Here is a 12,640-nt window from a genome sequence, read left to right on the forward strand (position 1 = left end):
TATGGCACATAAAAAAGCAGGCGGTTCATCCCGTAACGGTCGCGACTCCATCGGTCGCCGCCTTGGTGTGAAGAAATACGGCGGCGAAGCCGTCATCCCCGGCAACATCATCGTGCGTCAGCGCGGTAACAAGTGGTGGCCGGGCGAGGGCGTCGGCCAGGGCAAGGATCACACGATCTTCGCCACCGTCGAAGGCGCCGTGAAGTACCACAAGGGCCTCAAGGGCCGCACGTTCATTTCGGTGCTCCCGGTCGCGGAAGCCGCCGAGTAAGCCGAACCCGGTACAAGACAGACCTGGGGGGATCGGCGAAACGGCCGGTCCCCCCAAGCGATTCTCTGGAAAAGGTCCTGGAATGACTGACGCTTCGTGCATCAGCCCCATCGACGCTCTGCGCGCCGGAACCCGTGGACGCCTGCGCCCCGCGCTCGGCGCCGCGTTCTGGGCGACCCTGGCCGCGATCAGCCTCGCCGCGTTCCGCCTGAGCCAGGCGCGGCTGCAGCCGGATGCCATTGCGACCGGCGTGCCCGGGTTCCTGTTCCGGCTGGTCATCCAGCCGCTGGACTGGGCCGCGCACAACCTCGTGACGCCGGTTCTGGATCACAACGTCTTGGAAGCCGCTGTGGTCGCTACCATTTTCAGTATATGCTGGTTGCGCCAGATGCGGCGCACGAGCCTCTAGGGAGGGGGCGGTCTCCGGCGAGTTGAACGATTGCGCTTCCCGGGAGGAGGGAAACGACATGCAGATAGAGAAGATCACCGGCCAGAAGGTCATACAGTCCGAACGCGTCACGCTGCGTCCGCTTCAGAAGTCCGACATGGGTCTGCTGGAGCTTTACGCCGGCGACGAACGTGTCGCGATGGCCACCCGGTCGATTCCGCATCCGCTGCCCCCCGGTGCGACCGAAGCCTTCATCTCCCGCAGCCTGGCCGACGACCGCAAGGAAGATGTCTGGGCAATGGACGGCACCGCGGCCGGCCTTGGAGAGCTGGTCGGCGTGATCAGCCTCTCGCGTATGGCTGACGCGCCCCGGAAATCCGAAATCGGCTACTGGGTCGCCCCGGTGATGTGGCACACCGGCCTCGCTTCCGAGGCGGTCGGGGCGCTGCTCGCCGCCAATCCGCAGGGCTGCGACACGATCTTTGCCGAGGTGTTTCAGGACAACCCGATCTCCGCGCGGATCCTGACCAATGCCGGCTTCGAGTATCTCGGCGACGCCGAGGTCTTCTCTGTCGCCCGGAATGCCACGGTTCCAACCTGGACCTATCTCAAGAAGCTCTCCTAGATGACTGACAGGCGGGACGAAATCGAGATCAAGACGCCCCGCCTGACACTTCGGACCTTCCGGGCGGCGGACGTTCCGGCCATTGTCGAGGGGATCGGCGACTTCGAGGTCTCGAAGTGGCTTGCTCCGGTGCCTCATCCCTATGGGCCGGCCGACGCGGAATGGTATCTGGAAACCCTGGCTAGGCAGCCGAACTATTGGGCGATCACCCGAAAGGGTGCGCTGATCGGCGGAATGGCGATTGATGACTCGCTTGGCTACTGGCTGGCGCGCTCGGAATGGGGACAAGGCTATGCCACAGAGGCCGGCTTTGCCGTAATTGACCGGTGGTTCGCCAACCCGGAGGCGCCCGACCTCACTTCCGGTCATTTCGATGACAACGCGCGCTCGGGGGGCGTGCTGTGCAAGCTCGGGTTCGAATATACCGGGCGCAAGCCCATGTTCTGCCGGGCCCGCGATGCGGAGTTTCCCAGCCGCCGGATGACGCTGAGCCGCGCGAAATGGCATGAGATGCGCAGCCTGCCGCACCTGACCACGCCGCGCTGCGTGCTCCGGCCCCTAACGGCAGAGGACGCACCGCGGCTGTCCGAAATCGGCGGCATCCCGGAGGTCGCCCGAAACACTGTCTCGATTCCCGCGCCTTGGCCGGTGGACGAGGCGCGGGACTGGATTGCCGCAGGCCGTTGGAAAGAGCGGCCCGGTTTCCGGCTTGGAATATTGGATCGAAATGGCCAGTTGATCGGCATGGCCGGCCTTTCGCCCGCGGATCAGGATGGCATCGCAAGTGTCGCCTATTTTGTAGAAAAATCGCTGTGGGGCAGGGGGCTGGTCACCGAGGTCATGGAGGCTTTCATCCCTGCCGTCTTCCGCGCCTTCCCCTTGAAGGCGCTGGACGCCGACCACGACACCGACAACCCCGCTTCAGGTGTAGTTCTGCGCAAGCTTGGCTTCGACTACCTGGGTGACAGGCTAGGCGCGCGGACGCGCCTTCGCCTTGAGCCCGAGCCAGTTTCGCACTATCGGCTGGAGCGTTCCCGTTTCGAGGCCCGACTATGAAATTTCTCGATCTCGCCAAGGTCTATATCCGCTCCGGTTCCGGAGGCGGCGGCGCCGTGTCGTTCCGGCGCGAGAAGTTCGTCGAATACGGCGGGCCGGACGGTGGCGACGGTGGCAACGGCGGCGACGTGATCGCCGAGGCGGTCGACGGTCTGAACACGCTGATCGACTTCCGCTATCAGCAGCACTTCTTCGCCAAGAACGGCACGCCGGGCATGGGCCGCCAGCGCACCGGCGCCGATGGCAACGACATCATCCTGCGGGTGCCTGCAGGCACCGAGATCCTCGACGAGGACGAGGAGACCGTGATCGCCGATCTCGCCAACGTGGGCGACCGCGTGGTTCTGGCCCGCGGCGGCAACGGCGGTTTCGGCAACCTGCATTTCAAGACCTCGACGAACCAGGCGCCCCGCCGCGCCAACCCGGGCCAGCCGGGAGTCGAACGAACGATCTGGCTGCGGCTCAAGCTGATCGCCGATGCCGGGTTGCTGGGCCTGCCCAATGCCGGCAAGTCCACCTTCCTGGCGGCGACCTCGAACGCACGCCCCAAGATCGCCGATTACCCGTTCACCACGCTGCATCCCAACCTCGGGGTCGTCGGCGTCGACAATGCCGAATTCGTCGTGGCCGACATTCCGGGCCTGATCGAAGGCGCGCACGAGGGCAGGGGCATCGGCGACCGTTTCCTCGGCCATGTCGAGCGTTGCGCCGTGCTGCTGCACCTGGTGGACGGCACGTCCGAAGACATTGCCGGCGACTACCGCACGATCATCGGCGAACTCGAAGCCTATGGCGGCGCGCTGGCCGACAAGCCGCGCATCACCGCGCTCAACAAGATCGACGCGCTCGACGACGAGCACCGCGCCGCGGCGATCGCCGAGCTTGAGGAGGCCTCCGGCGGCCGCGTCTACCCGATGTCCGGCGTCAGCCGGGAGGGGTTGAACCCGGTGCTGCGCGCCCTGCGCTCGGAGGTCGACGCCGCGCGCGGCCGCAACCGCGTGGACGATGACGAGGACGGCACGGAAGAGGAGTCCGAGGGATGGAGACCCTGAGCGCCCGCCAATTGCCTGCCATCGCGCAGGCCAGCCGGCTGGTCGTCAAGATCGGCTCGGCGTTGCTGGTGGATCGCGCAACCGGCGCCCTGCGCGAGGATTGGCTGACCGGCCTGGCGCTGGACGTCTCCGAGGCGCGGGCCCGCGGGACAGACGTGATCCTCGTCTCCTCCGGCTCCATCGCGCTTGGCCGCTCCAGCCTCGGGCTCGGCACCGGCGCGCTGCCGCTGGAGCAATCCCAGGCCGCCGCCGCCGTCGGCCAGATCGAGCTGGCGCGCGCCTACCGCACCGCGCTCCTGCCGCACCGGATCAAGGCCGCGCAGGTCCTTGTGACGCTCGAGGATTCCGAGGACCGCCGCCGCTACCTCAACACCCGCGCCACGTTGGAAACGCTGCTCGGCCTCGGCGTCGTGCCGATTGTCAACGAGAACGACACGATCGCCACAGACGAGATCCGTTTCGGCGACAATGACAGGCTGGCCGCCCAGGTTGCCGTCACCGTGGGCGCGGATCAGCTGGTGCTGCTTTCGGATGTCGACGGGTTCTACTCGGCCAATCCAACGACGGACCCGACGGCCTGCCGCTACGAGGCGATCGAGCACATCACGCCGGAGATCGAGGCGCAGGCCGGCGACGCCGCCTCGGGGCTGTCGCGTGGCGGCATGAAGACCAAGCTCATGGCCGCCAAGACGGCGACAAAGGCCGGCTGTGCCATGGTCATCACCGAAGGGTCGGTCGACCGCCCGCTGAAGGCGCTTCAGAATGGCGCCGCCTGCACCTGGTTCCTGACGGAGGGCGACCCGCAGGCGGCCCGCAAGCGCTGGATCGCCAGCATGAAGCCGCGCGGCGAGATCACCGTCGACGCCGGCGCCGCCGAGGCCCTGGCCGAGGGCCGCTCGCTGCTGCCCGCCGGCGTCACCGCCATCTCCGGCCGCTTCGGACGCGGCGATCCGGTTGCGATCATCGGCCCGGACGGGCGGCTGGGGCAGGGGCTTTGCCGCTACACCGCCGCCGAGGCCCGCGCCATCGCCGGTCACAGATCCGGTGACATCGAGACCATCCTCGGCTATCCCGGCCGTGCCGCCTTGATCCACCGAGACGACATGGCGCTCTGACCGCCCGCCGCCCAGAAAGAACCGAGATGAAAGACCAGACCGACATTCCCGCCCTGATGGCCGAAATCGGTGCCCGCGCCAAAGCCGCCGCCGCCGAACTGGCCCATGCGAGCGCAGAGCGCAAACACGCGGCGCTGATCGCCGCCGCCGACGCGGTCTGGACGCGCCGCGACGAGATCATCAGCGCCAACGCCAAGGACATGGAGTTCGGGCGCCAAAAGGGTCTGACCGACGCGATGATGGACCGGCTGCGGCTCGACGAGGGCCGCATCCAGGGCATTGTCGACGGGCTGCGCACTGTGGCGGAGCAAAAGGACCCGGTGGGGGATACCATCGCGGAGTGGGACATGCCCTCCGGCCTGCGCATCCGCCGCGTCCGCACCCCGCTCGGCGTGGTGGGCGTGATCTACGAAAGTCGCCCCAACGTGACCGCCGATGCCGGCGCGCTCTGCCTCAAGGCCGGCAACGCGGTGATCCTGCGCGGCGGGTCGGAGAGCTTCCATTCCTCCGCCGCCATTCATGCCTGCCTCGTCGAGGGGCTGAAGGCCGCGAACCTGCCCGAGGACGCGGTCCAGCGCGTGCCGACCCGCGACCGTGCCGCCGTTTCCGAGATGCTGCAGATGACCGGCACGATCGACGTGATCGTGCCCCGCGGCGGCAAGGGGCTGGTCGGCCTCGTCCAGCGCGAGGCGCGGGTGCCGGTCTTTGCCCATCTCGAGGGGATCTGTCACGTCTACGTCGACAAGTCCGCCGACCCTGACAAGGCCCGCGCCGTCGTGCTCAACGCCAAGACCCGCCGCACCGGCATCTGCGGCTCCGCCGAATGCCTCCTTGTCCATCGCGACATCGCGGAAACCCTCGGCCAGCAGATCGTCGACGACCTGATCGCCGCTGGCGTCGAGGTGCGCGCCCGCGGTCTCAAGGGCAGTGTCGAGGCGGCCGATTCCGACTTCGGGACCGAGTTCCTTGACATGAAGATCGCCGCGAAAGTCGTTGACGATATTGACGAAGCTATCGCCCATATCCGGGAGTTCGGCTCCAGCCACACCGAGGCGATCCTGACCGAGGATGCCGAGGCCGTCGCGCGCTTCTTCGAGCGGGTCGACAGCGCCATCGTCATGCACAACGCCTCGACCCAGTTTGCCGATGGGGGCGAATTCGGGATGGGTGCGGAGATCGGCATCGCCACCGGCAAGATGCACGCCCGCGGCCCGGTTGGCGCCGAGCAGCTGACGAGCTTCAAGTATCTCGTGGTCGGGGACGGCACGCTGCGCCCCTGACCGCGGCCGGCCCGAGCGCGGGCCGTCAGAATCCCAGGGTTATCTGCTCGCCCGACCGGGTGACAACGAGCTTGCGCCCGAGCCCCTGTAGCGTGTCGGGCAGCAACGCGAAATGAACCTGGGCCGGCGTGACCTCTTCGACGTCCGCGCCGGTCAGGAGGGGCGTCCAGAGCGCCTCGTCGATCCGCAGCTTTGCGGCCGTGCCGACCACCTGCCACCGCCCGTCCGTGCGCGTCACCTCGGCCCGTCCGCCATAGGGCATCGCGCTCTCGAGACATTGCAGCGCCAACAGCGCGGCCTTCGCCTCGTCGCGGCGGCAATCGCTGTTGACCTGCCAGAAGACCTCCATCCGGGAGCCAGCGTAGAGATCGCGCAGGATCGACAGGATCTCGCTGCGGCTCGTGGCCTGGTCCTGGCCCGATTGGCCGAAGGCCAGGCGATAGAACCGGATCCGGGCATTGGCATTGGCCACGCTCTCGGAGATCAGAGACAATTCCGGTCCGCCCCCGACTCCGGCCATCGAAAGCAGTTCGATACCGTTCCCAATCGCACCGATCGGGCTTATCAGATCATGGCAGATGCGAGAGCCTATCAGGGCCGGGATGTCGAGCCGGCGTTGGGGATGATCACTGGACATGTACAGGTATTCCTGGAGGGAGTGGGATATGGACGATCTGAACGCCTTTCTCGAGCCGGGGGCACTGGTGCGTCACCCGGGCCGCCCCGATTGGGGGCTTGGGCAAGTGCAGTCCCGGATCGGGCATCGGATCACGGTAAACTTCGAGAATGCTGGCAAGGTGGTCATCGATGGGCGGGTTATCGGGTTGCTCCCGGAGTATGATTGAACTGCGACCGGAGGACCCGCGATCACTGCCACGCGCTACCGAAACAGTCCGACCATACCGGGTGCCAAGGGAGGGTCAATTCGCCGGATATGGGGAGAGCGGGGACGCGCCGAGGTTGCCAATCGCGGGGGGAGCGCCTAAGACCGGCCACCAATCTGCAAGCGACGGACCGCCGCAACCGCATGACCCCGACAGACACGACCTTCGACATCCGCCTCGCGGAGACAGAGCAGGACCTGCTGGCGGCGCAGCGTCTGCGCTATGCGGTTTTCGTGGAGGAGCTGGGCGGCGACGGCCCGCTGGTCGACCATGAGAACCGCTTTGAACGGGACCGCTTCGACCCGCATTACGATCACCTGATCCTGGTCGACCGGCGCCGCGACGCTGCGGCCCTCGACCACGTCGTGGGGGTCTACCGGCTCATGCCCGGGGACCGGGCCGAAGCGGCCGGCGGATTCTATTGCGCCGGCGAATACGACCTGGCCCCCCTTGTCGAGACCGGGCGCAGCCTGCTGGAACTTGGCCGCTCCTGCGTTCATCCCGAGTACCGCGGCGGCCTGGCGCTGCATCATCTCTGGAACGGGCTCGGTCGCTACGTGGTGCAACGCGACATCGGGATTCTCTTTGGCGTCGCGAGCTTCCATGGCACCGACGTGCAGGCGCTGGCGCAGCCGCTGTCGTTCCTGCACCATTCCCACCTCGCTCCGCCGGAGCTGCGGGTCCGGGCGCTGCCGGAGCATTTCACCGCGATGAACATCCTGCCGCTGGACCAGATCGACCGGCCGGCCGCCGTCCGCGCCATCCCCGCGCTGATCAAGGGATACCTGCGGCTCGGCGGTTACGTGGGCGAAGGCGCTTTCGTGGACGCGAGCTTCAACACCACCGACATCTGCCTGGTGATGGACACCGACCGTATCCCGGAGCGGCAACGCGCGCTCTATGCCGGCGGCGCCGGATGAGCGCGACCTGGCAGTCGGACCAGCTGCCGCCCGGGCCCGGAAAGCTCGGAGCGCGCGACTGGTTCCGGGTGATCCGCCGCGGCCTGCCACTCGGGATCGTCGTCTTCGGCTGCCTTGGGCTGCTTCTGCTGCTGCGCCTGATCGAGCGGCCGATCTTTGGCCTGCGCCGCCCGGTCACCCCCTGGATCACCCGCTTTGTCTGCAGCAGCGCCTTCGTGCTTCTCGGCATCCATCGCAAGGTCGTGGGCCGGCCCGTGGGCGGGCGCGCGGCGGTGGTCTCGAACCATGCGAGCTGGCTCGACATCTTCGCGCTCAACGCTGGCGACAGCGTCTATTTCGTCTCCAAGGCCGAGGTCGCGGGCTGGCCGGGCATCGGCTGGCTGGCGCGGGCCACCGGCACCGTATTCATCAACCGCGACCGCAAGGAGGCCGCGGCCCAACGGGCGCTGTTCGAAGCGCGCCTGATGGCGGAACACAGGTTGCTGTTCTTTCCCGAGGGAACCAGCACCGACGGGCGGCAGGTGCTGCCGTTCAAGTCCACGCTTTTCGAGGCCTTTCTGAACGACGGGTTGAAGGACAGTCTGCAGATCCAGCCGGTGACGCTGGTCTATCGCGCGCCTGAGGGAACGGATCCGCGTTTCTACGGTTGGTGGGGCGACATGGATTTCGGCCCGCACCTTCTGAAGATCCTGGCCGCGCCGCGCCAGGGATCGGTCGAGGTGATCTATCACCCGGCGGTTCCGGTTGCGGGCAACGGAAATCGCAAGACGCTCGCCGCGCGCTGCGAGGCGGAGGTGCGCAGCGGGCTGCCGCTGTCATGGGAGACGCCGGCCAAAGGGTAAGCCGACGATTTTTCGTACGAAGAATCGCCCCCCCGCGGGGACGCGGGCCGGGAAGAGACGTTCTGAGATCAATCCGCCGCGGACAGGAGGCGGGCAAGCGCCTCTGCGGGGTCGTCCTGACCCCAGATTTCCGCCCCGATCCCGAAGAAATCGGTGATCGGCGCAAGCGTCCGGACAAGCTCCGGCGTCAACCCGCCCTCGGCCACCACCGGAAGTTCGATCATCTCGGTCCACCAGGCAAAGAGATCGGCCTCCGCCACGGAGCCATCGCCAAGCGCGCTTGCGCCGACCGGTCCGAAGGCCACGTAATCCGCCCCGGCCTCGCCGGCGTTCATGCCGTCGTGTCTCGACGTGCCGCAGAAGGCGCCGACGATCCCGTCCTCGCCCAGTTCCTTGCGGGCATCCCGGATGCCGCGCGCGCCATCAAGGTGGACCCCGTCAAGCCCGTGCCGCAGGGCGAGCTGGAGATGCCGCTCGATCACGATCGCCACGTCGCGCCCGTGGCACACGGTTCGGCAGGCGTCGGCGGCGCGGGCGATCCGGTCCTCGTCCTGACCGGCCAGCGCCAGACGGACACAGGCGATCTCGCGGGAGTCCAGAACGCGGGCGAGCGCGTCGGGGAAGCGGGAGAGCTCGAATTCGGGCGGGGTGATCAGGTAGATCTGCGGCTGTTCTGTCTCGGCCATCTGTCTCTCCGGCTTCTTGTCTGCCAATCGGCGCCTCTCATAGCGCCCTTTTTTCCCCGGCGCCATGGCTGCTTGAAGGCCGTTCCCTCGCATCGTATCAGGTCGGGGATCTGAAACCGACGGAGTGCCCATGTCCCAGCCCACCTTCATCCTCGTACGTCCCCAGATGGGCGAGAACATCGGCGGGGCGGCGCGGGCGATGTGGAACTTCGGCCTCGACCGGATGCGGCTGGTGAGCCCGCGCGACGGCTGGCCCAATCCGCGCGCGGTGGCGCTGGCCAGCGGGGCTGGGCGGCTCCTCGACAATGCGGGCCATTTCGACAGCGTGGCCGACGCGATCGGCGATTGCACCCATGTCTATGCCACGACTGCCCGGGTGCGGGGCATGACCAAGCCCGTCCTGACGCCCGAGGCCGCGATGGCCGAGGCGCGTGCGGTGACGGAGGCCGGCGGCAAGGTCGGTGTGATGTTCGGCCCCGAACGCGCGGGGCTCGAGAACGAGGACGTCGCCCGCGCGCATGCGATCATCACCGTGCCTGTGAACCCGGAGTTCTTTTCCCTGAACCTCGCCCAATGCGTGCTGCTGACCGCCTACGAATGGCGCCGCCAGACCGAAGGGCCGGCCGAGGCGCCGGAGATCGAGCGCGCCACCGCCATCGAGGTCGAGAAGCTGGGCGAGCATTTCGAGCAGAAGCTCGACGATGCCGGTTTCTTCTTCCCCGAGACCAAGGCGCCGGGAATGAAGCTCGCCGTGCGCAACATGCTGTCGCGGCTGGCATTGACCCGGGCCGACGTGCAGATATTTCACGGCATGCTGCGGCAGCTGACCCGGCAGCCGCGCAGATCCCAAACCGACCGACCGGACGAGTGAGCCGAGAGGAGAGCAGGACATGGCCGCCAAGCGCAGCATTTTCGAAGAGGTGAGCGAGGAGAAGCCGGAGGCGCAGAAGGCGCGCCCCGTGCAAACCGGCGTGATCGACAAGGCCCGCGGCGGCGCGCGGTGCGCGATCCGGGCCTGGCTCATCGTGCTCTTCGCCATGGTGGTGGCGATGATCGTCGTCGGAGGCCTGACGCGCCTTACCGATTCCGGCCTCTCGATCACCGAGTGGGCGCCGGTTACCGGTGCGGTGCCGCCGCTGTCGGAAGAGGCCTGGAACGTCGAGTTCGAGAAATACCAGCAGATCCCGGAATTCGAGCTCCAGAACAGCGAGATGACGCTGGAGGAGTTCAAGTCGATCTACTGGTGGGAATGGGGGCACCGGCAGCTTGGCCGGGTGATCGGCCTCGTCTGGGCCGTGGGCTTCCTCGGGTTCCTGGCGGCGCGCAAGATCCCCGTTGGCTGGACCGGGCGCCTGGCGTTGCCGGGCGTTCTGGGCGGGGTCCAGGGTGCGATCGGCTGGTGGATGGTGTCGAGCGGGCTCGGCGGCGAGATGACCGACGTCGCCTCCTACCGGCTCGCGGTGCATCTCGGGCTCGCCTTCGTGATCCTCGGCCTGATCGGCTGGTACGTCTTGATGCTCTCGCGTCCGGAGCGGGATCTCATGCAGGCGCGGCGCCAGAAGGAGGCGAAGCTCTGGGGGCTTTCGACAGGGCTGCTGCATCTCGTCTTCCTGCAGATCCTGCTTGGCGCCCTGGTGGCCGGGATCGACGCCGGCCGGGCCTTTCCGACCTGGCCCCTGATGGCCGGCGGCGTGCTGCCGCCCTTTCCCTTCGAGATCGAACCGGTCTGGCGCAACTTCTTCGAGAACGCGGGCCTGGTGCAGTTCATGCACCGGACCGTGGGTTACATCGCCTTCGCCTTCGCGATCTTCGTCTGGGCGCGCAGCCGCCGCTCGGCGCATCGCCGCACCCGGCAAGCCTTCGACTGGATGCTGGTGATGGTGTTCGGGCAGGTGGTGCTCGGCATCGTCGCGGTGCTGACGCAGGCGCAATGGCACGTGGCAATCACCCACCAGCTTGTCGCCGTGGTGGTCTGGGTACTGATCCTGAGGGCCCGGTTCCTGGCCGGCTATCCGGTGGCCAGCTCCGTTCGGGAAGGGCTCTGAGCGATGTCCGCCTATGACGCGCTGATGGCGCATGCCCGCGAGACCGAGGCGCTGAAGCAGGTTCTGGGCCGGCTTGGCTGGGACCAGGAGACGGTGATGCCCTCCGGAGCGGCGCCGCAGAGGGCCGAGGAGATGGCCGCGCTGGAGACGGTGCTGCACGCCCGCAAGGTAGACCCGCGGGTGAGCGACTGGCTGGCCGCGGCCGAGCCCGCCGACGCGGTGGCCGAGGCCCAGCTGCGCGAGATCCGGCGCGAGCACCTGCGGGCCACGCGCGTTCCCGCCGACCTCGCAGCCGCCATCGCGCGCACCACCAGCCTTGCACAGGGCATCTGGGCCGAGGCCCGCGCCAGCGACAACTTCACCGCCTTTGCGCCGACCCTGTCGGAGGTGCTGTCCCTGCGTCGGCGCGAGGCCGAGGCGCTGGCCGACAGGGGTGACCTCTACGACGCGCTGCTCGACGATTACGAGGCCGGGGAGACCGCCGCGAGCCTGACCGCGATGTTCGACGCCATGCGTCCCCGGCTCGTGGCGCTGCGCGAGGCCGTCCTGGAGCAGGGGGAACGGGTCTCCCGGCTGGACGGACATTTCGATGAGGCCGCCCAGCTGCGCCTCGCCACCGAGACCGCCCGCGCCTTCGGGTACGATTTCGACCACGAGCGGATCGACAAGGCGGTGCATCCGTTCTCGTCGGGGCAGGGGCTCGACTCGCGCATCACCACCCGCACCGACCCTGCGGACCCGTTCAATTGCCTCTACTCGACGATCCACGAGGTCGGCCACGGCTGCTACGAGCAGAACGTCAAACGGGATTTCCTTCTGACCCCGCTCGGCGCCGGGGTCTCCATGGGCGTCCACGAAAGCCAGAGCCGGATCTACGAGAACCAGCTCGGCCGCAGCCGCGCCTTCACCGGCTGGCTGCATGGCCGGTTCCGGGAGGCGTTCGACGGCTTCGGTGTGGAAGATCCCGAGCATTTCTACGCCATAGTCAACGCGGTGCGCCCCGGCTACATCCGCACCGAGGCCGACGAGGTGCAGTACAACCTGCACATCCTGATGCGTTTCGACCTGGAGCGCGCCCTGATCGGCGGGGATCTGGAGGTCGCAGATCTGGAAGCGGCCTGGAACGACAGGTTCGCCGACGATTTCGGACTCCAGGTGGACCGCGCCTCCAACGGCGTGCTGCAGGACGTTCACTGGGCGGTCGGGCTGTTCGGCTATTTTCCGACCTATACGCTTGGCAACGTCTATGCCGGCTGCCTGTTCAAGGCACTGAAACAGGCCGTGCCAGAGTGGGAGGAGGCGCTCGCCCGGGGCGACGCCACGCCGGCGACAGGCTGGCTGCGCGAAGCGGTGCAGCAGCACGGCGCCCTGATGACGCCGCGCGCGGTGATCGAGGGCGCAACGGGCGAGCCGATCTCGGTCGCGCCGTTGCTGGATTACCTGGAAGCGAAGTTCGGCGGTCTTTACGGCCTCTGA

The 12,640-nt window shown here is 67.7% G+C and carries 15 protein-coding genes; 13 read left to right on the top strand and 2 right to left on the bottom strand.

The annotated features are described in order from the left end of the window. Position 1 precedes the first annotated feature (1 nt). From rpmA to CHB86_RS15420, 7 genes are all read left to right on the top strand, one after another. Entirely contained in the window at positions 2–271 is a 270-nt protein-coding gene (gene rpmA / locus CHB86_RS15390; protein WP_089233973.1) for a 50S ribosomal protein L27, read from the top strand. Positions 272–353: 82 nt separating this feature from the next. Next, a complete protein-coding gene (locus tag CHB86_RS15395; RefSeq protein WP_089233974.1) occupies positions 354–680 on the top strand; it encodes a hypothetical protein in 327 nt (108 codons plus the stop codon). 58 nt (positions 681–738) lie between these two features. Then, positions 739–1,284, top strand: a complete 546-nt coding sequence (locus CHB86_RS15400) for a GNAT family N-acetyltransferase (RefSeq protein ID WP_089233975.1) — start codon at positions 739–741, stop codon at positions 1,282–1,284. Then, positions 1,285–2,340 (top strand): GNAT family N-acetyltransferase, encoded by a 1,056-nt coding sequence (locus CHB86_RS15405; RefSeq protein ID WP_089233976.1) that lies wholly within the window; start codon positions 1,285–1,287, stop codon positions 2,338–2,340. Further along, positions 2,337–3,392 (top strand): GTPase ObgE, encoded by a 1,056-nt coding sequence (gene obgE / locus CHB86_RS15410; RefSeq protein ID WP_089233977.1) that lies wholly within the window; start codon positions 2,337–2,339, stop codon positions 3,390–3,392. Before CHB86_RS15405 ends, obgE begins: the two co-directional genes overlap by 4 nt. Then, positions 3,380–4,507, top strand: a complete 1,128-nt coding sequence (gene proB / locus CHB86_RS15415) for a glutamate 5-kinase (RefSeq protein WP_089233978.1) — start codon at positions 3,380–3,382, stop codon at positions 4,505–4,507. The genes obgE and proB overlap by 13 nt, the downstream gene beginning before the upstream one ends. A 26-nt stretch (positions 4,508–4,533) precedes the next feature. Then, the gene (locus CHB86_RS15420) at positions 4,534–5,787 is read left to right on the top strand and encodes a glutamate-5-semialdehyde dehydrogenase (RefSeq protein WP_089233979.1); all 1,254 of its coding nucleotides are present in this window, start codon (positions 4,534–4,536) and stop codon (positions 5,785–5,787) included. 25 nt (positions 5,788–5,812) lie between these two features. On the opposite strand, the gene CHB86_RS15425 is transcribed toward CHB86_RS15420, so the two are convergent. Then, positions 5,813–6,424, bottom strand: a complete 612-nt coding sequence (locus tag CHB86_RS15425; RefSeq protein WP_089233980.1) for a histidine phosphotransferase family protein — start codon at positions 6,422–6,424, stop codon at positions 5,813–5,815. 28 nt (positions 6,425–6,452) lie between these two features. Here CHB86_RS15425 and CHB86_RS15430 point away from each other — a divergent pair, with 28 nt between their 5' ends. From CHB86_RS15430 to olsA, 3 genes are all read left to right on the top strand, one after another. Next, positions 6,453–6,632: a DUF3553 domain-containing protein gene (locus tag CHB86_RS15430; RefSeq protein ID WP_089234207.1), complete on the top strand. Its 180-nt coding sequence runs from the start codon at positions 6,453–6,455 to the stop codon at positions 6,630–6,632. Positions 6,633–6,814: 182 nt separating this feature from the next. Further along, the gene (gene olsB, locus CHB86_RS15435) at positions 6,815–7,591 is read left to right on the top strand and encodes an L-ornithine N(alpha)-acyltransferase (RefSeq protein WP_089233981.1); all 777 of its coding nucleotides are present in this window, start codon (positions 6,815–6,817) and stop codon (positions 7,589–7,591) included. Further along, complete coding sequence (gene olsA, locus CHB86_RS15440) at positions 7,588–8,433, top strand: lyso-ornithine lipid O-acyltransferase (RefSeq protein WP_089233982.1); 846 nt, start codon at positions 7,588–7,590, stop codon at positions 8,431–8,433. The genes olsB and olsA overlap by 4 nt, the downstream gene beginning before the upstream one ends. Before the next feature lie 68 nt (positions 8,434–8,501). Here olsA and CHB86_RS15445 read toward each other — a convergent pair whose 3' ends face one another. Then, positions 8,502–9,119, bottom strand: a complete 618-nt coding sequence (locus tag CHB86_RS15445; RefSeq protein WP_089233983.1) for a thiamine phosphate synthase — start codon at positions 9,117–9,119, stop codon at positions 8,502–8,504. A 130-nt stretch (positions 9,120–9,249) separates the two neighbouring features. On the opposite strand from CHB86_RS15445, the gene CHB86_RS15450 reads away from it, so the two are divergent. The 3 genes from CHB86_RS15450 to CHB86_RS15460 are packed head-to-tail and all read left to right on the top strand — an operon-like array spanning position 9,250 to position 12,640. Continuing rightward, positions 9,250–9,990 (top strand): RNA methyltransferase, encoded by a 741-nt coding sequence (locus tag CHB86_RS15450; protein ID WP_089233984.1) that lies wholly within the window; start codon positions 9,250–9,252, stop codon positions 9,988–9,990. A gap of 19 nt (positions 9,991–10,009) precedes the next feature. Continuing rightward, on the top strand, positions 10,010–11,164 hold the full coding sequence (gene ctaA / locus CHB86_RS15455; protein ID WP_089233985.1) for a heme A synthase: 1,155 nt from the start codon (positions 10,010–10,012) through the stop codon (positions 11,162–11,164). A 3-nt stretch (positions 11,165–11,167) separates the two neighbouring features. Continuing rightward, positions 11,168–12,640, top strand: coding sequence for a carboxypeptidase M32 (locus tag CHB86_RS15460; RefSeq protein ID WP_089233986.1), 1,473 nt, complete (start codon positions 11,168–11,170; stop codon positions 12,638–12,640).

It is taken from the genome of Tropicimonas sediminicola (genome assembly GCF_900188335.1).
Lineage (GTDB): Bacteria > Pseudomonadota > Alphaproteobacteria > Rhodobacterales > Rhodobacteraceae > Tropicimonas > Tropicimonas sediminicola.

What these genes read in the sequence shown, in the direction of transcription:
- rpmA (WP_089233973.1), top strand. Translation starts at nt 2, where the DNA reads ATGGCACATAAAAAAGCAGGCGGTTCATCCCGTAACGGTCGCGACTCC.
- CHB86_RS15395 (WP_089233974.1), top strand. Translation starts at nt 354, where the DNA reads ATGACTGACGCTTCGTGCATCAGCCCCATCGACGCTCTGCGCGCCGGA.
- CHB86_RS15400 (WP_089233975.1), top strand. Translation starts at nt 739, where the DNA reads ATGCAGATAGAGAAGATCACCGGCCAGAAGGTCATACAGTCCGAACGC.
- CHB86_RS15405 (WP_089233976.1), top strand. Translation starts at nt 1,285, where the DNA reads ATGACTGACAGGCGGGACGAAATCGAGATCAAGACGCCCCGCCTGACA.
- obgE (WP_089233977.1), top strand. Translation starts at nt 2,337, where the DNA reads ATGAAATTTCTCGATCTCGCCAAGGTCTATATCCGCTCCGGTTCCGGA.
- proB (WP_089233978.1), top strand. Translation starts at nt 3,380, where the DNA reads ATGGAGACCCTGAGCGCCCGCCAATTGCCTGCCATCGCGCAGGCCAGC.
- CHB86_RS15420 (WP_089233979.1), top strand. Translation starts at nt 4,534, where the DNA reads ATGAAAGACCAGACCGACATTCCCGCCCTGATGGCCGAAATCGGTGCC.
- CHB86_RS15425 (WP_089233980.1), bottom strand. Translation starts at nt 6,424, where the DNA reads ATGTCCAGTGATCATCCCCAACGCCGGCTCGACATCCCGGCCCTGATA.
- CHB86_RS15430 (WP_089234207.1), top strand. Translation starts at nt 6,453, where the DNA reads ATGGACGATCTGAACGCCTTTCTCGAGCCGGGGGCACTGGTGCGTCAC.
- olsB (WP_089233981.1), top strand. Translation starts at nt 6,815, where the DNA reads ATGACCCCGACAGACACGACCTTCGACATCCGCCTCGCGGAGACAGAG.
- olsA (WP_089233982.1), top strand. Translation starts at nt 7,588, where the DNA reads ATGAGCGCGACCTGGCAGTCGGACCAGCTGCCGCCCGGGCCCGGAAAG.
- CHB86_RS15445 (WP_089233983.1), bottom strand. Translation starts at nt 9,119, where the DNA reads ATGGCCGAGACAGAACAGCCGCAGATCTACCTGATCACCCCGCCCGAA.
- CHB86_RS15450 (WP_089233984.1), top strand. Translation starts at nt 9,250, where the DNA reads ATGTCCCAGCCCACCTTCATCCTCGTACGTCCCCAGATGGGCGAGAAC.
- ctaA (WP_089233985.1), top strand. Translation starts at nt 10,010, where the DNA reads ATGGCCGCCAAGCGCAGCATTTTCGAAGAGGTGAGCGAGGAGAAGCCG.
- CHB86_RS15460 (WP_089233986.1), top strand. Translation starts at nt 11,168, where the DNA reads ATGTCCGCCTATGACGCGCTGATGGCGCATGCCCGCGAGACCGAGGCG.